Consider the following 21,019-nt stretch of genomic DNA (forward strand, 5'->3'; position numbering starts at 1 on the left):
TCCTGACCTTTCGCTAGTCAGCAATCTTTGTCACTTGAATAATATTCGGCAGCTTCGACAGTTCGTCGAGAACATGATCATCGATATTTTGATCAACCTCTATTGTCATCAGCGCAAGCTGGCCGATATCCTTTCGGGCTACTTCCATATGACCTACGTTGATTGAAAATTTCGCCAGGACATTGGCAACACCGGCAATCGTGCCAAACTTGTCATTATGAACAACTAATATGGCCGGGTGATTTCCTGACAGCCGTAGTTCAAAACCGTTTAATTCTGTGATTTCAATCTTTCCTCCGCCAATCGAAATACCCGTCAGCTCAAGCTCTCCCTTTTCATCAGATATGGTGATTTTGGCTGTATTCGGATGGACGGGGACAGCATCTTCAACCCGAAACTCTATATCAATTCCTTTATCTTCTGCAATTTGTATAGCGGTTTTAATCCGTTCGTCGAATGTATCAAAATCCAGCAATCCGCCGATAATCGCGACATCTGTGCCGTGGCCTTTATACGTTTCCGCAAAAGAGCCGTAAAAGGATACGATGATGCGCTCAGGCTCTCTGCCAAATAAACTTCTGGCCACTCTCCCGATTCTCGCCGCTCCCGCCGTATGCGAGCTGGACGGACCAATCATAACGGGTCCGATAATATCAAAAACGCTTCTGTATTTCATGCTATTCCTCCTTATGAACCAGAGCTTATAAGCGCTTTGCTTCTAGACTAATTGATCATATATAAAATGGCAAGCGGGCGCGTCACAGCGCTGCCGCACTTAAAAGCAGACATAAGAATAGAAGGGCGAATCGCCCTTCTATTCTGCAGAAACTATATACGAATACAGCGGCTGTTTTCCGTTGTGGATCTCAACCTCAATCTCCTCGTACTTTTCACTAAGGAACGCTTCAAGCTCCTCAGCTTCTTCCTGAGACGCATCCTCACCATATAGGATGGTGACAATTTCGTCGTCTTCTCCGATCATTTCTGACAGCAGCATTTTCGCGGCTGACAGCTGATCTTCAGCAGTGCCGATAATCGTGCCATTCAGAATTCCCATAAAGTCGCCTTTTTTAATGTCTTTGCCGTCAATATGGGTATCTCTGACTGAGTACGTCACCTGCCCGCTTTTTACATGCTGAATGGCGTTGAACATATTGGCTTCGTTCGCTTCAGCTTCTTGATCCGGATTAAATGCCAGCAGGGCTGACATCCCTTGCGGAACCGTTTTGGCAGGAATGACAAAAACCTGTTCACCCATTACACTGGCCGCTTGATTAGCCGCCATGATGATGTTCGAGTTATTCGGTAAGATAAACACTGTTTCCGCATTTACGGATTTCACGGCATCGACAATATCCTCAGTGCTCGGGTTCATGGTCTGCCCGCCTTCAATCACAACAGAAGCGCCGATGCTTTTGAATAAATCGGAAATACCTTCTCCCATCGCCACAGTCACAATGCCATACGGCTGTTTTGCCGGCGGTTTTTCGTTGTCAGCAGGTTTACTTTCCTGGCTGATGAGGGAGGTATGCTGCTCTCTCATATTTTCTATTTTAATTTTAATCAATTCACCGTAATGCTGGGCATAATTTAATACGTTTCCTGGTTCTTCCGCATGAATATGAACCTTCGCCAGCGATTCATCCGCAATGACTAACAGAGAATCACCGAACTGGCTGAGATCTTGTCTGAACGTACCTTCGTCGAATTCTCGTTTTGCCTGATCGAGTCTAACCATCACTTCGGTACAAAAACCAAATTCAATATCTTCGGTATTCATCACGCTTTGCGCGCTCTTATGATGCTCTGCGCTGACCATGTCGTCAAGTGACGGAAGAACAGCTTTCTGAGGCACAGCCTCACCTTTTAATGAAGCAAGGAAACCTTCATACACACAAAGCAGGCCTTTGCCGCCGCTGTCGACGACTCCTACTTCCTTCAGGACAGGAAGCAATTCAGGGGTCCGGTTTAAAGACGCTTCTGCTTCTTCTGTCACTGCAGTCATCAGCGCTGTGATATCGGTTTCTTTTTCTGCCAGAGCCATCACTTTTTTCGCAGCGTCTTTTGCAACTGTTAAAATGGTGCCCTCTACAGGTTTCATGACAGCTTTATAAGCCATGTCAACACCCGCTTGCAGCGCAGCGGCAAACTCTTGTGCATTTATTTCTTTTTTTGATTCAATGCTTTTACTGAATCCACGGAACAATTGGGACAGGATCACTCCTGAATTTCCGCGTGCTCCCATGAGCAGTCCTTTAGATAACGCAGAGCCTATCTTACCGATATCATCCGTATCCATTTGCTCCACTTCTCTTGCTCCGGAAGTCATTGACAGGTTCATGTTTGTTCCCGTATCGCCGTCCGGCACCGGAAACACGTTCAGCGCATCAACTGCACTCGCGTTTTGAGACAGATTCTGCGCTCCCGCGAGAATCATCCCGGCAAAAGTTCTGCCGTCTAATGTTCTAATAGACAATCCTACTCCTCCTAACTACGGGTTCGTCACTCGGACGCCTTGGACATAAATATTAACAGAGTCCACTGCCAGTCCGATGGTTTGATTTACTGTGTACTTTACTTTTGTTTGGATATTATGTGCCACTTCAGAAATTTTCGTGCCATAGCTGACAATGATATACATATCAATATGTATCTGTTCTCCTTCTTGGCGAACTTGGACACCTCTGCTGAAATTCTCTTTCCGAAGGATTTCAGTCAGTCCGTCTTTAATCTGATTTTTAGAGGCCATGCCGACAATGCCGTAACAGTCAATCGCCGCGCCACCTGCAACCATCGCAATGACTTCATTAGATATATCAATCTGCCCGTACTTCGTTCTTAATTCAATGGACACACTAGTTCCTCCTTCGAATGCATAGAGTTACAGCTATTCTACTATATGGTTTCCATTATGAAAAGAAAAGACCCGGCTGTCGCTGCCTGTCCCTCTACATATACTATAGCACCGCTGTTTCCGCAAGATGTCAAGTGGATTTTCTTGAAAGATGATGAAACAATAGTTGCAAACGTTTTTTAGCTGTGGTAAATTATTTAAAGTATCCATATCGAAAGCATCTAAGATCATATGAAATGTTAAAAAGTAGATGTTTTGTGCAAGTGAGGAGGGAAACAAATGGCACGTAAATGCGTTATCACAGGTAAAAAAACAACAGCTGGGAATAACCGTTCTCACGCAATGAACGCTTCTAAGCGCACTTGGGGCGCGAATCTTCAAAAGGTTCGTATCCTTGTGAACGGAAAACCTAAAAAAGTATATGTATCTGCTCGAGCTTTAAAATCAGGTAAAGTTGAGCGTGTATAACAAAATGAACGCCTGCCCCGATATGTGGCAGGCGTTTTTATGTGGTGAAAGAGGGCTTTGAACCCCTGGGCTTTAATCTTTTCTGAATGAGCCCAGCATCGCCCGGACAATTCCTCCTAAAAACTTCGGCAATTTAATGGTGTAAAATTTCATTTTTTGTCCCCTCCTATAACGTACCGTAACCGCCTGTTCATTGATTTTAGCAAATGAATGAAAGCACATGCTAATCCGTGCTTCTTATCATTATTAATATGCCTTTTGCAAACGAAAAAGTACCTCGTGAATGAATGAGTTCGTTACTAATACATAGTGTTGAACCGAGCGTAATATGACATTTATTTAGCGGATATTTAAAACCGGTCAGTGTCAGCTCATGTATTTCTTCGGAAAACGGTATGAAGGAGATATATCGCTTGTTTTCATCCTTCTCCATATCATATTCACCAGGAGGGAACATTTGAATATGATTTTGTTTGTCTATCAGCCTAATTTTTATATTCGTTTTTACACCTCTGTACAGAAGCTGAATATTTCCTAAAAAATGATCAGCTCTGCCGCCTGTAATGCCGAAAATCTGAATCATATCAGGCTGCTTTTCCAGCGCCCAATCAAGGGCGAGGTCCAAATCTGTCTGATCTTTTTCTGCTTGATACACATGGAGTGCGGGAGCCGCTTTTTCAATTTGGCGGCGTTCTTGATCTGTTATGCTGTCAAAATCTCCAAAAGCTTCATCAGGAATGATACCGGCATCCAAAAGATTGACGGTGCCTTTGTCAACACCGATCCAAAGGACGTCCTCAGCCGTATAGCCAGTTAAATCGGGAATGAGATCTTTAGGGCCTCCCGCAACGATATTGATTGTCTTCATCTTTGATTCCTTTCTCTGATACAGGAAAAAGAGCTTAGGCGTTGTATGCCCAGCTCTTTTTTTGCTTTTTATTAACTTCCTCTGATTTCAGAAATCGCTTTTTTGCGGTCAGGCTGGCCGTAAACAGCTGAACCGGCAACGAGTAAATTTGCGCCCGCTTCAATAACTAGCGGAGCGGTTTCTTTGTTGACGCCGCCGTCTACTTCAATCAACAGATCTTTTTTTCCTCTTTCATCCGCCATTCGCTTAACTTCTTTTATTTTAGGAAGGACGGAATGAATAAATTTCTGTCCGCCAAATCCCGGGTTCACCGTCATTAAAAGAACAAGATCGAGGTCGTCGAAAACATGCTCGATGACCTGTACAGGTGTATGCGGGTTCAGAACAACACCGGCCTTTGCGCCTTGCTCTTTAATAAGCTGGATGGTACGGTGCAGATGCGGACATGCCTCAGCATGCACAGACAGGATATCTGCGCCCGCTTTAGCGAAAGCCGGGATGTAACGATCCGGCTCTTCTATCATTAAATGAACATCAAGCGGCAAATCTGTTACCGGCCGTACAGCTTCTACAATCAGCGGACCGATCGTGATATTCGGGACAAAATGCCCGTCCATGACATCAATGTGAATACAATCGGCTCCGCCCTTTTCTACATCTTTAATCTCATTGCCTAAAGCGGCAAAATCAGCGGAAAGAATAGATGGTGCAACCTTTATCATTATGCTAATACCTCGGCTTTCTGTCTTTAATCTCCGTTATAAATTCAACATAATGGTCGTAGCGGTACTGCTTTAATTCTCCGTCTTCAACAGCTTGTTTAACTGCACATTTCGGTTCTTTTAGATGTAAGCAGCCTCTAAATTTGCATGAAGAGCTTTTTTCTCTGATATCAGGGAAGGTATAGCCCAGCTCTTCTTCCTCAATGTCTGTAAATTCAAGCGAGCTGAATCCCGGAGTATCCGCAACCAAGCCTCCGGACGTGTGAATCAGCTCCACGTGGCGGGTAGTGTGTTTCCCGCGGCCCAAATGTTCGGAAATCTCGTTTGTTCTTAAACCGAGCTCCGGACTGATTGCGTTGAGGAGCGAGGATTTTCCAACACCGGACTGACCCGCAAATACCGTTGTTTTGTCCTTAAAATGCGGGATAATATCCACCAAAGTGTCTTGGTCCTTAGAGGAGGTGAGACACACGTCATAACCAATATTCCGATAGTCTTCTGCATAGGCTTGTATCGTATCTTTTGTATCTTGATCTTCAATCAGATCCATTTTTGTAACGCATATAATCGGTTGAATATCATTAGCCTCAACGAGAACCAGGAAACGGTCGAGCAACGCCGTGCTGAAAGAAGGCTGAACCGCTGAGAAAACAAGGACCGCTTGATCAACGTTGCAAATTGGCGGCCTGATCAGCTCGTTGGTTCTTTCTTTAATTTCTAACAAATATCCCTCTTTGTCATTTTCAGCCTGATACACAACGTAATCGCCGACGAGAGGGGTAATTTTGTTCTTTCTGAAAATGCCTCTTCCTCTGCATTGCACCACTTTATCTGAATCCTCTGATTCATCCAGTACATAGTAAAAGCCGCTAAGCGCCTTAATAATTTTGCCCTCAGGCATATTTTCCCTCCTTGTTATTCATCTTTCGGATACTCAATGGTTTTGTAGCTGACGACTTTATTGTTTACCATCACTTGATAGTACCCTTTTTGGCCGGATTCAATCTTCAGTTCGATCGTTCGTTCAGTCGGCTCTTTTATCTTAAATTCTTCGTAAGTGTCAGAGATACTGTGATCCGCATCGTCAATAGCGATTTGCACTTCAAGCTCGTCCCCTTCATTTTCTGGCTCGTAGGGGATCTCGACCTTTTCTTTCACTGTTTTCGCAGGTTTTTTCTCAGGTCCGAGAGAGAAAGTCACTTCCACTTCGTTTCCCGGCTTTACTGCCGTTCCTGCTGCTGGTTTTTGTTTGACAACCTGCCCTTCTGGAACGTCATCTGAGTATGCTTCTTTTTCTTTCAGCTTCAGTCCGTTGTCTTCCAGATATCCAGACGCTGCTTCTTTACTGTAAGTTTTCAAGTCTCTAAGCGTAATGTCTTCAGGCCCTATACTGACTGTGAGTTTGACTTGATCATCACTCGGCACAAGCCCAGTCCCTGCTGACGGATTCTGTTCAATGACAGTGCCCGCGTCTTTCTCATCATTCACTTCATTCACCGTGACATGTTTAAAACCTTGGTCTTTCAACGCTTTTTTTGCCTGATCGACCGTTTGGCCTGTAACATCACCGATCTCCGTTTTAGCTTTTCCAGTGCTTTTATAAAGCGTGACCGTTGCGCCTTCTTTGACTGTAGAATCCGCTTTAGGATCCGTTTTTACCATCAGGCCTTCTTCAATTTTCTCATCTGAGATTTCCAAAACCTCAGAATCAACCTGCAAACCGTCTTTTTCCAAGATGTCTGCCGCCTTTTCGTATTCCATTCCGGAGACATCAGGTATTTTGACATCTTCAGGCATAAAAAGCGACGGAAAAACAGTGACAGCAAGAATTCCAGCCGTGATGAATACGACGCAAACCGTGAGCAAAACCCACGGCCACTTTTTTCTTTTGCCGTTTTTCTTTGTTTTATTTTCGTTGCTGGGTGTCAATTCGGCTTCTTTTTCGCCAGCAGCTTTAGCGAGCTCTTCATCTTTAATGATAGGAATCGCTTTTGTCATTTCTTCATCTTCTTGAATCATAAATTTCTTTTCATTGAGTCTGTCGGCATCAAAAGCTGTTTTGATATCAGCTTCCATGTCTTCAGCCGTTTCATAGCGATGAAAAGGATCTTTGGCAGTTGCCTTTAGGATCATGTTTTCTACGCTTTGGGGTACTGACGGATTCCACCTTCTCGCCGAAGGAGTTTCCGCCTGAAGATGCTTTAAGGCGATGCTGACTGCCGATTCTCCATCAAATGGAATACGGCTGGTTAAAAGCTCAAATAGAACGATTCCAAGCGCATAAATATCCGATTTTTTTGTCGCCAAACCGCCCCGGGCCTGTTCAGGTGATAAGTAATGTACTGAGCCCAGCACAGAATTGGTATGGGTGATTGTGGTCGAACTTAGTGCCGTCGCAATTCCGAAATCTGTCACTTTGATATTTCCCATGTGGTCAATCAAAATGTTATGCGGCTTAATGTCTCTGTGAACAATCTGATTTTGATGGGCATGAGCGATGGCTGAGACAATTTGCTCCATGATGTTCAGCGCTTCTTTAGGGTGAAGCGGCCCATTTGCTGTTATGTATTCTTTAAGCGTCATGCCCTCAACGTACTCCATGACAATATAATAAATATCATCTTCCTCGCCCAAATCGTAAATGCTGACGATATTCGGGTGATCGAGGCTTGATGCGGATTGGGCTTCTCTCCGGAAACGCCTGATAAACTCATTGTCATTCACATAGTCAAACCGCAGGATTTTGATTGCGACTTCACGGTCTAGAATCATATCCTCAGCTAAATACACGTTGGCCATTCCCCCGCCGCCTATGACGCGGAGAATTTGGTAACGTCCGCTGATCCGCTTGCCGATTAGCACTGATCTTCACCCTCTTCAACATGTAAAGCAAGCTCAAGCAAAACTGCTGTAATGTTGTCTTCCCCGCCATTCTGATTGGCTTTGTCCACAAGCAGGTTTACTTTTTCCTGAGGAGCTGAATCGCTTTGCAGGATGTCTTTTAATTCAGTGCCTTCCACTTTATTCGTCAGTCCGTCAGAACATAGAAGCAGTTTGTCCCCGGGTTCGATATCAAAAGAACGTGTGTCAATACTTACTGACAGGTCTGTTCCGAGTGCCTTCGTCAGCACATTTTTTCGCGGATGATGTTCAGCGTCTTCTCTTGAAATCTCTCCAGTGCGTACCAGCTCATTTACAAGCGAATGATCTTCTGTCACTTGAAAAAAATGGTCCTCCTGAAGCAAATAGCATCTGCTGTCACCTATATGAGCAACAGAAACTGTTTTCCCCGTAAAAAGCGCACATACAATCGTCGTCCCCATGCCTTGGCATTCTTCGTGGGCTTGGGCATGATCGTATATTTTGCTGTTTACCGCCAGAATCTGTTCAATGAGCCATTTTTCACATTCTGCGGGCGCAACTGGAATCGCCTCCGCTTCATTCCATTTCTCCCCCATGGCTTTCACAGCCATCTTGCTTGCAACATCTCCAGCAAGATGGCCGCCCATGCCATCAGCGACAACCGCTAATACAAATTCATCTTTCCCCTTGAATACCCCCGCATCATCTTCATTATGCTGGCGGATTTTTCCTGTATCTGATTTTAAGGCTGTTAACAACCCTCATCACCTCGTCTCGTCTTGACGCTCCTTCGCGCGAAGCTGACCGCAGGCTGCGTCAATGTCATGGCCTTGCTCTCTTCTGATTGTGACATTTACTCCGCGAGATTTCAGCGTTTTCTCAAAAGCAAAAATCTGATCACGCGGTGTGCGCACATAGTCCCGTTCAGGCACGTAGTTTACTGGAATCAAGTTCACGTGACATTTGATTCCTTCCAGCAAGTCGGCAAGCTCTTCAGCGTGCTCGACCTGGTCGTTTACGCCTCCGAACAGCCCGTATTCAAAGCTGATTCGGCGTCCCGTTTTGTTAATATAATATTTAACGGCTTCCATTAATTCAGGCAGCTTGTACGCTCTGTTAATCGGCATCAAACGGCTTCTGATTTCTGTATTAGGCGCATGCAGAGAAATCGCAAAGTTAATCTGCATTTTCTGATCAGCGAATTCGTAAATTTTCGGGATGATCCCGCTTGTAGAAACCGTAATATGGCGGGCACCGATATTCAGGCCCTTGTCATGGTTAATGATTTTCAAGAAAGCGAGCATTTCTTCAAAGTTATCAAAAGGTTCACCGATTCCCATGATCACGACAGAGCTCACGCGTTCATCCGTTTCATCAAGGGCTTTTTGAACTTTGACGACTTGAGCGACAATTTCGCCCGCTTCAAGGTTTCGTTTCAAGCCCCCGAGCGTCGAAGCGCAGAATGTACAGCCAATGCGGCAGCCAACCTGTGTCGTTACACATACAGAATTACCATACTCATGTCTCATTAAAACGGTTTCGATTGTATAACCGTCATGAAGTTCGAATAAAAACTTCATTGTACCATCTTCAGAGGTTTGTTTAACGGCCGTTTTCAGCGTTGTTAACACAAAATGAGTGCTTAATTTCTCACGCAGATCCTTTGACAGGTTTGTCATTTCCTCAAAAGAAGATATCCGTTTTTCATATAACCATTCAAAAATCTGTGCCGCGCGGAACGGTTTCTCTCCGTTGTCTGTCAGCCATTGTTTGATTTCATCTAATTCTAAAGAATAAATAGACGGACGCTCTGTCCGCAATTCTTTTCTTTCTTTCGTTTTTTTCATTTCTGCCATTGTTATCCCTTCTTTCTCATGCTGCAAATAAAGAAACCATCTGTTCCGAAATAATGAGGAAGGATTTGCACCCTTCCTTCCCGAACAAAGGGTCTCGCCTTTTCGGGCAGCCGCTTTTCCAGAGACAAATCGGGTTCAAAATCAGGATGTTCTTGTATAAACGCATGTATGACTTCTTCATTTTCTGTCCGGTCCATTGTACACGTACTGTAGACAAGAGTGCCACCTTTTTTTACTAATGGTGCGATTTCCGCCAAGATCGACAGCTGGATTTCAGCAAGACGTGCGCTGTCATCAGGCTTTTTCGTGTATTTCATGTCCGGCTTTCTTCGGATGACACCAAAACCTGAGCACGGGGCATCTACCAATATCCGGTCAAACTGTTCGTTTTCAAACGTTTCTCCTGCTTTTCTCGCATCCATTGTTTCCGCATGAATGATTGTAAGGCCAAGCCGGTCTGCCGCTTCTTTGATCAGCTTCACTTTATGTTTGTGAAGATCAAGCGACGTAACGTTTCCCTTGTTCTCCATCAATTCTCCGATATGAGCCGACTTTCCGCCAGGCGCCGCACATGCGTCAAGCACCGTTTCACCAGGCTTAGGATCAAGGGCACGGGCGACGAGCATGGAGCTCTCATCCTGGATGGACACTTCACCGTTTTGGAAGAAATGAGTTCCAGCAATTGTTCCCTTTAGGAGCTTCACAGCGTCTTCAGCGAGGTCGCCTTTTTCAACGTCGATTCCCTCAGCTGCCATTTGATCAAGCAAATCCGTTCTGTCCGCTTTCATTTGGTTGACACGCAATGTCTGCTTCGGCGGAATGAGGTGGATGCGGCAAATCTTTTCAGCTGCTTCAAATCCATACGCACCGGCCCATTCTTTCACGAGCCATTCCGGATGGCTTGTCTCTGTCGCCAGCCGGCGGACAGGGTCTTCAATGGCGTCAAAGGTTGGAACACCTTCGCGCTGAATGGAACGAAGTACGCCGTTGACAAATGAAGCAATGCCTTTGTGTCCTCGGATTTTCGCAATTTCGACCGCTTCATGAATAGCAGCCCTGTCTGGTATCTTCTCCAAATACTCCATTTGATATAAGGATAGGCGAAGAAGCTGAATCACCCACGGCTTTACTTTTTGAGGCTTATTAACAAACGGTTTGAGCATATAATCGAGCGCGATCTTGTTTTGCAATGTACCGTAGACAAGTTCAGTCAAAAGACCTCTGTCCTGATCGCTCAGTTCATTTGATTTAATAACCGACTTCAGGAGCAGATTGCTGTAAGCCTGATTTTGTTCTAGTTTGATGAGCGCCTCAAGGGCGATATCACGAACACTATTTTTTTTCATTGTTTACTCCTAACATATCGCCTGCTTCAACATGGGCGCCGCGCACAAAGTCCTCGCCTTTCATGCGTTTTTTGCCGGCCGGCTGAAGTTCGATTAATAACAAGGCCGTGCCGTTACCTGTGGCTACTATAATCCCTTCCTTTTCAATCGCAACGACTGTGCCGGGCTCGGCTTTTGTTGGTGCGGGTGTTTTTTTCGACGTCCACACTTTCAAGTTTTGTCCATTAAGAGTCGTATAGGCCACAGGCCAAGGATTTAAGCCGCGGACTTGGTTGTAAAGCTCTTCACCTGTTCTAGACCAATTGATCAGCTCTTGCTCTCTTTTGATGTTAGGCGCGTATGTCGCTTTCTCTTCATCTTGCTTTTCAGGTGATATGCTGCCGGCAATGACGTTTGGAACGGTTTCAGACAATAGCTTCGCGCCAGCCGCGCTTAATTTATCATGCAGCGTTCCGACATTGTCGGTTTCTTCAATGTCCACTTCCACTTTTGAGATCATATCGCCCGCATCTAATTTTTCTACCATATACATAATGGTAACACCGGTTTTTTTCTTTCCCTGCAGAATGGAGTAATGGATCGGAGCTCCGCCGCGCAGTTCCGGTAAAAGAGACGCGTGAACGTTAATGCAGCCGTATTTCGGGCTGTCGAGAAGCTCCTTCGGCAAAATTTGTCCAAATGCTGCGGTTACAATAAGGTCAGGCTTAAATGCCAGCACTTTCTCGATTTCTTCTTTCAATCTGACTTTTTCCGGCTGAAGAACCGGGATGCCGTGACGCAATGCCTCTTCCTTGACCGGAGGAGGTGTCAGCACTTTTTTTCTGCCCTTCGGACGGTCCGGCTGTGTGACGACCCCTACTACTTCATATCCGTCCTCTATCATGTTTCTTAAAACAGGAACTGAAAAATCAGGCGTTCCCATAAATACGATTCTTGTCATCAAATCATCCTTCCATATCCGCTAGTTCATCTTCTGTATAGTATTTGCTTATTTTAGATGTAAACAGCACACCGTCTAAATGGTCCATTTCGTGCAGCACAGCCCTCGCTAAAAAGCCTCGCGCTTCCAGAATGAACGGTTTTCCCTGACGGTTAAATGCACGCACTTTGACGTAATCGGCACGTGTGACATCACCATAGACGCCGGGAAAGCTCAGGCATCCTTCAATTCCGGTTTGCTCACCGCTTTTTTCTACAATCTCGGGATTAACGAGATCGATTCTGCCGCTGTCATCCCCAATGTCTACGACAGCCGCTCTTTTTAAAATGCCGATCTGCGGCGCTGCCAGTCCGACCCCATCCATTTCAAGCATGGTGTCGTACATATCATCAAGCAGTTTTTTTAGCTTTTTATCAAAAACAGTCACGGTTTCCGTCGGTGTTTCCAAAACCTCCGCAGGATGTGTGACGACCTTTTTCACAGCCAATTTGTTACCCTCCAAGACGTGAGATCTTACATCATCATATAAGGATTCATATCAATTGAAATCATTACATGCTTTTGTTCAATTTCGCGTTTATAATGTTCCAGTATCTTCTTCAATAAAGCGGATAACCGGGTTTCCTGTTTGTATTTTATCACGCATTGATAGCGATATCTATCTTTGATCCGGGCTATCGGCGACGCGCTAGGCCCGAGAATTTTCGTGTCAGCTCCGCAGTTTGCTTTCAAAAAGTGAGCGATTTTTTCAGCCGTAACAGCTGCTTTCGCCACTTCCTCATGAGAAACCGTCACAAGAGCCAAATAGTAATAAGGCGGATAGGATTGTTCTCTCCTGTGCGCCATTTCATGCTGATAGAACGTTTCATAATCGTGCGACTTCGTCAGCTGGATGCTGTAATGGGACGGTGTGTACGTTTGAATGATGACACGGCCGGGTTTCTCATGCCTTCCTGCCCGGCCGCTGACTTGCGTTAACAGCTGAAATGTTTTTTCGGCCGATCTGAAATCAGGAATATGGAGCGTTGTATCAGCGCTTAACACTCCGACAAGTGTGACATTGGGAAAATCAAGCCCTTTCGCGATCATTTGCGTTCCGAGAAGAATATCCGCTTTTCCTTCTCCGAAAGCTGACAATAATTTTTCATGGGCGCCCTTCCTTGAAGTCGTATCAACATCCATCCGAATCACTCTCGCATTTGGCAGAACTTTTGTCAGTTCTTCCTCCACTCGCTGTGTCCCCGTCCCGAAAAAGCGGATATGCTCGCTTGCACATTCGGGACAAGTATGCGGGACAGGCTCTTCATGTCCGCAATAATGGCATTTCAGCCTTTGGCCGTAACGATGATACGTCATGGAAATGTCGCAGTGCGGGCATTGCGGGACATATCCGCAATCCCTGCACATCACAAAGGAAGAATAGCCTCTTTTATTTAAAAACAGCACCGCCTGTTCACCCTTGGCAATCGTTTCTTCAAGCTGTTCCATTAATTCAACTGAAAACATTGAGCGATTGCCGTTTCTGAGCTCCTCTCTCATATCGACAAGCGAAACCTCAGGCATCACCTGTTGGTTAACGCGGTGCTTCAGCGAAAGAAGCTCGTACACACCCTTTTGCGCCCGTGCATATGACTCTAATGTCGGCGTAGCACTGCCTAACACAACGGGACAGCTGTGATGCTCAGCCCGCTTGATTGCCACCTCTTTCGCATGATAGCGCGGCATTTCTTCTTGTTTATAAGAGGACTCATGCTCTTCATCGATGATAATCATGCCAAGATTTTCAAACGGAGCAAAAATAGCCGATCTGGCGCCGACGACAAGCCGCACTTCCTTCCGGTGGATTTTACGCCACTCGTCATATTTTTCCCCTGTGGATAATCCGCTGTGCATGACTGCTACCTGAGAGCCGAAACGGCCCTTAAAGCGATTGACCATCTGCGGCGTCAGCGAGATTTCCGGTACGAGGACGATGGCTTCTTTTCCTTTCGCCAGTACTTTTTCAATCGATTGCAAATAAATTTCCGTTTTTCCGCTTCCTGTCACGCCGTGAAGGAGGAACACTTTATGCTCATCATTGTCCAATGTCTGTCGTATTGGCTGAAAGGCAGCGCTCTGTTCGTCTGTCAGCGGGAGCGGCTCTGTTTTTTTGAACATTTTGTCCTGATAGGGATCTCTGTAAACCTCTTCATAGCTTTCCTTCAAAAGCCCCTTTTGGATAAGGGTTTTGATGGTCGCAGAGCTTGCATCCGTTTTTTTGCACAAATCCGCCGCAGGGATTTTTACACCTTCCGGCTCAGCGATGAAAAAGTGAAGAATCGCCTGCTGCTTGGCTGCTTGGCGGGATAATTCCTCTGCTTGCTTGGCAAGCTCTTCTATATTCGCATTTGCCTGAATATGCCTGACCACTTTTTTATTCGTTTTTTGCGCGACTTTATATGTCACGTCAATGCTGCCTTTTTGAACATGCTTTTGAATCAGTTTCAGCGTATCGTGATCGGGTATATCTGAATACAGCAGAGTCTTTGTTTCAGAAAACAGCCGATCCACTTGCGGCGGAAGATCGGCGCCCTGTGTGATTTTTAGTTCTTTTTCATATTTTGCCTTTAATGCGGCAGGCAGCATCACTTGAAGCGCCGTTATTTTAAAAGACAGCGTTTTGTCGGACAGCCATGATGACAAATTCATCAGCTCCTCTGTCAAAACAGGTGTAAGATCTAATAAATCCTCTACTTCCTTGACAGATTTCCCCGAGAGATCAGATGCTTCTTTCACAGCTGTCACAAACCCTTGAATTTTACGGGGGCCAAATGGAACAATGACCCGCATGCCCGTTTTAATCATGCCTTTGAGATGGTCCGGGATTTTATAATCAAAAGGCCTGTCAATATTTTTAGTGCTGACATCAACGATGACCTCGGCAAAATTCATGATTGCTCTCCGGTTTGTTTTGAGAGGACTGCGATTTCCTGAAGGATTCCAAAAGAAACATCGAGCTTAGACATCATCGGAAGCTCGCGTTTGCGCCCGTCTTCGAAAAAGATTGTCACGATATTCGTATCAGCACCAAAACCGGCCCCGTTTGCTTTCACATCATTTGCCACAATCATATCAAGATTTTTGGCGGCGAGCTTTTTGCGCGCATAGTGTTCAACGTCTTGTGTTTCAGCGGCGAAACCAACTAAAAGCTGGGACTGCTTTTTCTCGCCCAATTCTTTTAAAATATCAACCGTTCTTGTCAATTCAAAGGTCATATCGCCGTCTTGTTTTTTTATTTTATGGTCAAATACGGTTTTCGGCGTAAAATCGGCTACCGCAGCTGTTTTAATGACAATATCGCTTGAGTCATACACAGAGAGCACCGCATCGCGCATATCCGCAGCAGATTGAACAGGAATGAACTGAGCCAGACCTTTAGGCTGATCAAGTGAAACAGGGCCAGAGATTAAGGTTACCTGTGCGCCGAGCTGAACAGCAGCCCCCGCTAATGCGTATCCCATTTTACCCGTTGATTTATTGGTGAAAAATCGGACAGGATCAATCGCTTCCCGTGTCGGGCCAGCTGTAATGACCACATGTTTGCCCTCCAAAGGAGCAATTTTTTCTTCAGCAAAATGCTTTTCGGCTAGCTCCACGATATTTTCTGGCTCTTCCAATCTGCCTTTCCCTACATAACCGCACGCTAAATAGCCCTCACTCGGCTCAATAAAACGATAACCATCCTTATACAGAACAGAAATATTTCGTTTGACTGCCGGGTGGTCATACATGTGAACGTTCATCGCCGGCGCGATCCATACGGGAGCCGTTGCCGCTAACAACGTGGTCGTCAGCATATCATCGGCGATGCCGTTTGCCAATTTTCCAATCACATTAGCCGTAGCCGGTGCCACGATAATCAAGTCGGCCCAGTCTGCAGCATCAATATGAGATATGACACTTGGATTCTGTTCTTTAAATGTATCTGTATATACTTCATGGCGGCTCAATGACTGAAATGTCAGCGGTGAGACGAATCGGCATGCTGATTCAGTCATAATCACTTTGACATTTGCTCCTGCCTGAACCAGCTTACTCGTTAACGCACAGGCTTTATAAACAGCGATGCCTCCGCTCACGCAAAGTAACACATTCCGATTGTTAAGCAATGACTTCTCCCCCTCTGCACTTTACAAAAACCGCACGGAAAAAAATAACAACCTACATGATATAGGTTGCTACTTGTGCTACTATTCGCGGTCTTCCTTTTCAAACGAAAGCAGGCCTGCATCAATTTCTTCTAAAGCTTTGCCTACATATTTGTGTGAAATCGTATGTTCAATCAACTGATCTTTTTTGATTTGCATTTCACGCGCACGTCTCGCAGAAACAGTCACGAGCGTGTATTTGGAATCTAATTTATTCATTAATGAGTCAATCGACGGATCTAACATCTGTTATTCAACCTCCAGCATTTTCTTATATCTCGGTGCAACGCGCTCCCGCTTCAAATGTTCAGCGAGAACGATTGCTTTGATTTTGTCGCAAGCCTTTTCGACATTATCGTTTTCAACGACATAATCATAAGCATCCATCATTTCGATCTCAGCTTTTGCGGCTTTCATTCGATTTTCAATCAGAGCGTCTGTTTCCGTTCCCCGTGTCACGATTCTGTTCTTCAGTTCAGAAAGGCTTGGAGGCGCAAGGAAAATAAACAGGCCTTCCGGGAAAGCATTTCTCACTTGAAGAGCGCCTTGAACTTCGATTTCTAAAAAGACATCTTTTCCATCTTGAAGCGTCTGTTCAACATAATCGACAGGAGTGCCGTAATAATTGCCGACATACTCCGCCCATTCAAGCAGCTTGTTGTCTGCAATCATTTGCTCGAATTCTTCTCTCGTTTTGAAAAAATAATCGACTCCGTTCACTTCGCCCTCTCGCGGACTTCTTGTGGTTACCGAGATCGAATATTCAAATTTTGTGTCTTCCTGCGAAAAGATCGCTTGCCGAACCGTTCCTTTACCAACTCCTGAGGGACCTGAGAGAACGATTAATAACCCTCTTTCTTTCATGCGGCAACTATCCCTGCCCTTCATCCATAATTTCTTCTTTAACAGAAAGTCTGTGTGCAACTGTCTCAGGCTGGACGGCAGATAAGATAATGTGATCACTATCCATGACGACAACTGCACGGGTTCTTCGCCCGTATGTAGCGTCAATTAGCATTCCGCGGTCTCTTGCATCCTGGATCATCCGTTTGATTGGCGCAGACTCCGGGCTGACAATCGAAATCATCCGATTGGCGGAGATAATATTGCCAAATCCGATATTAATCAGTTTAATCGTCATCTTCTACGTTCCCCCTGTAAAGTAGACGTCTCTAGTTTAGCCTAGTAAGACCGTCTGTAAACAATACGCACAGTCACTATTCTATATTTTGCACTTGTTCTTTTATTTTTTCAATAGAACTTTTCATTTCGACGACAAGCTTTGTGATCTGATGATCATTTGCTTTTGAGCCGATTGTATTTGCTTCCCGGTTCAGCTCCTGAACGAGAAAATCGAGTTTGCGCCCGACAGCTCCTCCACCAGCTAATATATCACGAAATTGGGCGAAGTGGCTCTTCAGTCTGGTAATCTCTTCAGAGATATCAGATCGGTCTGCAAAAATAGCGCATTCTGTTACAAGCCGGCTCTCGTCTAACACGTCTTCAGTCCATTCTTTTATTCTGGCGTACAGCCGTTCCCGGTAGCGAGATACGACATCGGCTGCCAGCAATTCAGTTTCATTCACCAGCTCTTCAAGCTGATCAATATGCATCAGGCAGTCTTTTGCTAAAAGCAGCCCCTCTTTTTCACGCATTTCACAGAGCCCTTTTACCGCTTCCTCTGCAGCAGCGGTGATTAACGCCTCCAGCTTGTCATTTTGCGTCTGTTCTTCATGAATCTGGACGACATGGTCAAGCTTAAAGAAATCCATTACTTCAGGCTCTGCAGCCAATTGATACCGCTTCTTCATATCTCTCGCGGCTGCGACATATTCATCGAGCAGCGGCCAATCAATTTCAAGCCTTTTCTCAACAAGCATATCGCTGTCAACGGACACGAAAAGTTCAATTCTTCCGCGCTGGATATGCTGCAGAATGGTCTGTTTCAGTTTATCTTCAAAATATAGCAATGGCCTTGGCAAACGAGCGTTCACTTCTTTAAATCTATAGTTCACAGATTTAAGTTCAACGCTTACAGAGAGATCATCTTGTGTTTTGCTTGCGCTGCCGAAGCCTGTCATACTTCGTATCATTTTAAAACACCCAATTCTTCCCTGTTCTATAATAAAAGGGCAATAGACATGCTATTACCCCTAAGATTATATCATATGAATTTATTTTTTTCTTGTCAAAAGTGACCCAGCCAGCAAAAAAGTAGGAATGGCGGACATGCCGATGACGAGCATCCAGTCTCCCGGTGTGATGGCTACCGTATGAAAAATCGGCTGAAGCGGCGGATAGTAGATGACGACAAGCATCAGCAACATGGATGACAATACCGCGCCGATTAAGTACAGGTTTTCAAACGGATTTCTGGAAAAAACAGAGGTCTCGCTGCGGCAGTCAAAAACGTGAATCAGCTGAGCCAGCACCAATGTTGCAAACGCGATCGTCTGGGCGTAAGCCAAATTCTCCGGATTCCGGTGATATACAATGATAAACGCTAAAATAGTGGCAGCTCCGATTAAAAATCCTCTGGAGACGACCTTCCATCCAAGCTTGCGGGCAAATACCCCTTCCTTCGGATGACGAGGCTTCCGCTTCATCACGTCTCCTTCCGGCTGATCCATGCCGAGCGCCATTGCCGGCAATCCGTCCGTCACCAAGTTGACCCACAAAATCTGAATCGGCACGAGCGGCAAAGGAAGGGCAAGCAGCATCGCAAACAGCATGACAAGGATTTCTCCGACGTTAGAAGCCAACAGATACCTGATGAATTTTCTGATATTTTCATAGATGTTTCTGCCCTCTTTTATCGCTGATTTGATCGTCGCAAAATTATCATCCGCGAGAACAAGGGATGACGCTTCTTTGGCCACATCAGTGCCGGTAATGCCCATAGCGACTCCGATGTCAGCTTGTTTAATGGCTGGGGCGTCATTGACGCCGTCTCCCGTCATTGCCACAATATGCCCGTTTTCCTGGTAGGCTTTCACGATTTTCAGTTTATGCTCAGGAGAAACGCGGGCAAATACATACACATCCTCTACGACACCTGAAAGCTCTTCTTGAGAAAGTTCATTCAGCATCTTGCCGTCCATGATTTTGCCGCTTTTCGGAAGGAGGCGCAAGTCTTTCGCTATCGCTTTAGCGGTCTCCAGATGATCGCCTGTAATCATGACAGTCTTGATTCCCGCTTCACGGCATTCTTTAATCGCCTGTCTGACTTCCGGCCGCGGCGGATCAATAATGCCTGAAAGGCCGAGCATCGTCAAATCTTTTTCCGCCTGCTCCATAGACGGTGTTTCACCTGCTTTAATCGGCTTGTAGGCAACTGCTATCGTTCTGAGCGCCTGGGATGCCAAATGTCTTAATACCGACTCTGTTTCTGCTTTTCTCTCATTAGAGAAAAGAGCCGCTGAGCCGTCATAATAAATACGGGAAGAACGCTGCATCAGCACATCCGGTGCACCTTTTGTAATGATATACCGCTTTCTGTCCTGATCCTCTACAATGACAGTCATCATTTTTCGTACAGAATCAAACGGAAACTCTTCAATCACCCGATAATGAGATTCAACAAACTCCTTAGAAAAACCGCCTTTTCTCGCCGCGGTAAGCAGCGCCCCCTCTGTCGGATCTCCGTCAAGCACATATTCGCTGTCTCTTTTCTCAATATTGGAGTTGTTACAAAGCGCTCCGAACAGCAGCATCTGCTGAAGCGGCATATGCTCATTGACACTGATCTCTTTTTCATCCAGTGTGAAGCTTCCATTCGGTTCATAGCCGGTCCCAGTTACTCTCCATGTTTTTCCTCCGGACCAGACATGTGTCACCGTCATTTTGTTTTGCGTCATTGTCCCTGTTTTATCTGAACAAATGATGGATGCACATCCAAGCGTTTCAACCGCAGGGAGCTTTCTTACGATTGATTTTTGCTTAATCATCCGCTGTACGCCAAGTGACAGCGCCACTGTCACAATCGCCGGGAGCCCCTCCGGAATAGCAGCTACAGCCAGCGACACACCCGCTAAAAACATACTGTACAGATCATGGCCCTGAATGACACCGACAGCAACGACAAGTACCGTCAGCAGCAACGCAACAACAATTAAAATCTTCCCGAGCTGCTCCAGTCGTCTTTGCAGCGGTGTTGACAGTGTCCCCGCCGATTCAAGCATATCGGCAATTTTCCCCATTGCGGTATTCATACCTGTTCCGACGACGACCCCGATACCGCTGCCGCGGGTCACAATCGTTCCCATAAATGCCATATTCGTAATATCACCGAGCGAAACATCCGATTTTTTTAATTTGTCGGCATGCTTCACAACCGGAATTGATTCCCCGGTCAGCGCTGATTCTTCTATTTCAAGGCTTTTCGCTTCAACAATTCGAACGTCCGCGCCAATTCTGTCACCGCTCGTAAATTTCACAATATCCCCCGGCACAAGTTCTTTAGAAGGAATCTTTATCCAGCTTCCTCCCCTGAGCGCCATGACATGTGGTGTTGAAAGCTCTTTTAAAGCCTGAAGAGATTGCTCAGCACGCCTTTCTTGAAAGAAACCGAGTATGCCATTCACAAACACAATCGCAATAATCGCAACCGCGTCTACGTATTCACCAAGAAATCCTGAGATTAACGTTGCCGCCAGAAGCACAAGCACCATAAAATCTTTGAACTGCGCGAAAAACAAGAGAAGCGCTGATGTTTTTTTTCCTTCTTGAAGCTCGTTTGGCCCATGCTTGTCGAGGCGTTTTTTCACCTCTTTTTCTGTTAATCCTTGTTTCATGGACGTATTGGTTGCCTCTAGTAAATCTATTTGTCCCATTTCATGAAACTTCATTCCGCTCGTCCACTCCCCTGCTCTTATAGAGATATCACTCTATAAGCATGCTTATTCTGACTCGTCCCA

At 45.5% G+C, this 21,019-nt stretch carries 21 protein-coding genes; 1 reads left to right on the forward strand and 20 read right to left on the reverse strand.

The window, feature by feature from the left end:
• Positions 1–13: 13 nt before the first annotated feature.
• The 3 genes from sdaAB to V6D41_RS06210 form a co-directional block, all read right to left on the reverse strand.
• Positions 14–676 carry an L-serine ammonia-lyase, iron-sulfur-dependent subunit beta gene (gene sdaAB / locus V6D41_RS06200; RefSeq protein WP_019714380.1) on the reverse strand — a complete coding sequence of 221 codons (663 nt, stop codon included), beginning with the start codon at positions 674–676 and terminating at the stop codon, positions 14–16.
• A 138-nt stretch (positions 677–814) separates the two neighbouring features.
• Positions 815–2,476, reverse strand: a complete 1,662-nt coding sequence (locus tag V6D41_RS06205) for a DAK2 domain-containing protein (RefSeq protein WP_333517612.1) — start codon at positions 2,474–2,476, stop codon at positions 815–817.
• 15 nt (positions 2,477–2,491) lie between these two features.
• Positions 2,492–2,854, reverse strand: a complete 363-nt coding sequence (locus V6D41_RS06210) for an Asp23/Gls24 family envelope stress response protein (protein WP_087992089.1) — start codon at positions 2,852–2,854, stop codon at positions 2,492–2,494.
• Positions 2,855–3,133: 279 nt separating this feature from the next.
• Between V6D41_RS06210 and rpmB the strand changes: the two genes are divergently transcribed.
• The gene (gene rpmB, locus V6D41_RS06215; RefSeq protein WP_003221548.1) at positions 3,134–3,322 is read left to right on the forward strand and encodes a 50S ribosomal protein L28; all 189 of its coding nucleotides are present in this window, start codon (positions 3,134–3,136) and stop codon (positions 3,320–3,322) included.
• A 72-nt stretch (positions 3,323–3,394) separates the two neighbouring features.
• On the opposite strand, the gene spoVM is transcribed toward rpmB, so the two are convergent.
• The 17 genes from spoVM to V6D41_RS06300 form a co-directional block, all read right to left on the reverse strand.
• A complete protein-coding gene (gene spoVM / locus V6D41_RS06220) occupies positions 3,395–3,475 on the reverse strand; it encodes a stage V sporulation protein SpoVM (protein WP_003221545.1) in 81 nt (26 codons plus the stop codon).
• 70 nt (positions 3,476–3,545) lie between these two features.
• Complete coding sequence (locus tag V6D41_RS06225; protein ID WP_333517613.1) at positions 3,546–4,190, reverse strand: thiamine diphosphokinase; 645 nt, start codon at positions 4,188–4,190, stop codon at positions 3,546–3,548.
• Between the two features lie 71 nt (positions 4,191–4,261).
• Positions 4,262–4,912 (reverse strand): ribulose-phosphate 3-epimerase, encoded by a 651-nt coding sequence (rpe, locus tag V6D41_RS06230; RefSeq protein ID WP_333517614.1) that lies wholly within the window; start codon positions 4,910–4,912, stop codon positions 4,262–4,264.
• 4 nt (positions 4,913–4,916) lie between these two features.
• Positions 4,917–5,813, reverse strand: a complete 897-nt coding sequence (rsgA, locus tag V6D41_RS06235; RefSeq protein WP_333517615.1) for a ribosome small subunit-dependent GTPase A — start codon at positions 5,811–5,813, stop codon at positions 4,917–4,919.
• Between the two features lie 14 nt (positions 5,814–5,827).
• On the reverse strand, positions 5,828–7,774 hold the full coding sequence (gene prkC, locus V6D41_RS06240) for a serine/threonine protein kinase PrkC (RefSeq protein ID WP_333517616.1): 1,947 nt from the start codon (positions 7,772–7,774) through the stop codon (positions 5,828–5,830).
• The gene (prpC, locus tag V6D41_RS06245) at positions 7,768–8,532 is read right to left on the reverse strand and encodes a protein-serine/threonine phosphatase PrpC (RefSeq protein ID WP_148961853.1); all 765 of its coding nucleotides are present in this window, start codon (positions 8,530–8,532) and stop codon (positions 7,768–7,770) included. The genes prkC and prpC overlap by 7 nt, the downstream gene beginning before the upstream one ends.
• Before the next feature lie 6 nt (positions 8,533–8,538).
• A complete protein-coding gene (gene rlmN, locus V6D41_RS06250; protein WP_148961854.1) occupies positions 8,539–9,630 on the reverse strand; it encodes a 23S rRNA (adenine(2503)-C(2))-methyltransferase RlmN in 1,092 nt (363 codons plus the stop codon).
• Positions 9,631–9,632: 2 nt separating this feature from the next.
• Positions 9,633–10,976 (reverse strand): 16S rRNA (cytosine(967)-C(5))-methyltransferase RsmB, encoded by a 1,344-nt coding sequence (rsmB, locus tag V6D41_RS06255; RefSeq protein ID WP_148961855.1) that lies wholly within the window; start codon positions 10,974–10,976, stop codon positions 9,633–9,635.
• Entirely contained in the window at positions 10,963–11,916 is a 954-nt protein-coding gene (fmt, locus tag V6D41_RS06260) for a methionyl-tRNA formyltransferase (protein ID WP_333517617.1), read from the reverse strand. Before fmt ends, rsmB begins: the two co-directional genes overlap by 14 nt.
• Before the next feature lie 4 nt (positions 11,917–11,920).
• Complete coding sequence (gene def / locus V6D41_RS06265; protein ID WP_333517618.1) at positions 11,921–12,403, reverse strand: peptide deformylase; 483 nt, start codon at positions 12,401–12,403, stop codon at positions 11,921–11,923.
• Between the two features lie 26 nt (positions 12,404–12,429).
• Entirely contained in the window at positions 12,430–14,847 is a 2,418-nt protein-coding gene (priA, locus tag V6D41_RS06270; RefSeq protein WP_333517619.1) for a primosomal protein N', read from the reverse strand.
• Positions 14,844–16,064 (reverse strand): bifunctional phosphopantothenoylcysteine decarboxylase/phosphopantothenate--cysteine ligase CoaBC, encoded by a 1,221-nt coding sequence (gene coaBC, locus V6D41_RS06275; RefSeq protein WP_333517620.1) that lies wholly within the window; start codon positions 16,062–16,064, stop codon positions 14,844–14,846. Before coaBC ends, priA begins: the two co-directional genes overlap by 4 nt.
• Positions 16,065–16,145: 81 nt before the next feature.
• On the reverse strand, positions 16,146–16,349 hold the full coding sequence (gene rpoZ / locus V6D41_RS06280; protein WP_087992101.1) for a DNA-directed RNA polymerase subunit omega: 204 nt from the start codon (positions 16,347–16,349) through the stop codon (positions 16,146–16,148).
• A 3-nt stretch (positions 16,350–16,352) separates the two neighbouring features.
• Positions 16,353–16,967: a guanylate kinase gene (gene gmk, locus V6D41_RS06285; protein WP_010327898.1), complete on the reverse strand. Its 615-nt coding sequence runs from the start codon at positions 16,965–16,967 to the stop codon at positions 16,353–16,355.
• Positions 16,968–16,974: 7 nt separating this feature from the next.
• Entirely contained in the window at positions 16,975–17,244 is a 270-nt protein-coding gene (remA, locus tag V6D41_RS06290) for an extracellular matrix/biofilm regulator RemA (protein ID WP_003154355.1), read from the reverse strand.
• Positions 17,245–17,320: 76 nt separating this feature from the next.
• Positions 17,321–18,196, reverse strand: a complete 876-nt coding sequence (locus tag V6D41_RS06295; protein WP_333517621.1) for a YicC/YloC family endoribonuclease — start codon at positions 18,194–18,196, stop codon at positions 17,321–17,323.
• 81 nt (positions 18,197–18,277) lie between these two features.
• Positions 18,278–20,950, reverse strand: coding sequence for a calcium-translocating P-type ATPase, SERCA-type (locus tag V6D41_RS06300; RefSeq protein ID WP_333517622.1), 2,673 nt, complete (start codon positions 20,948–20,950; stop codon positions 18,278–18,280).
• Between the last annotated feature and the right edge of the window lie 69 nt (positions 20,951–21,019).

The organism is Bacillus sp. 0102A, from assembly GCF_036765155.1.
GTDB lineage: Bacteria > Bacillota > Bacilli > Bacillales > Bacillaceae > Bacillus > Bacillus subtilis_G.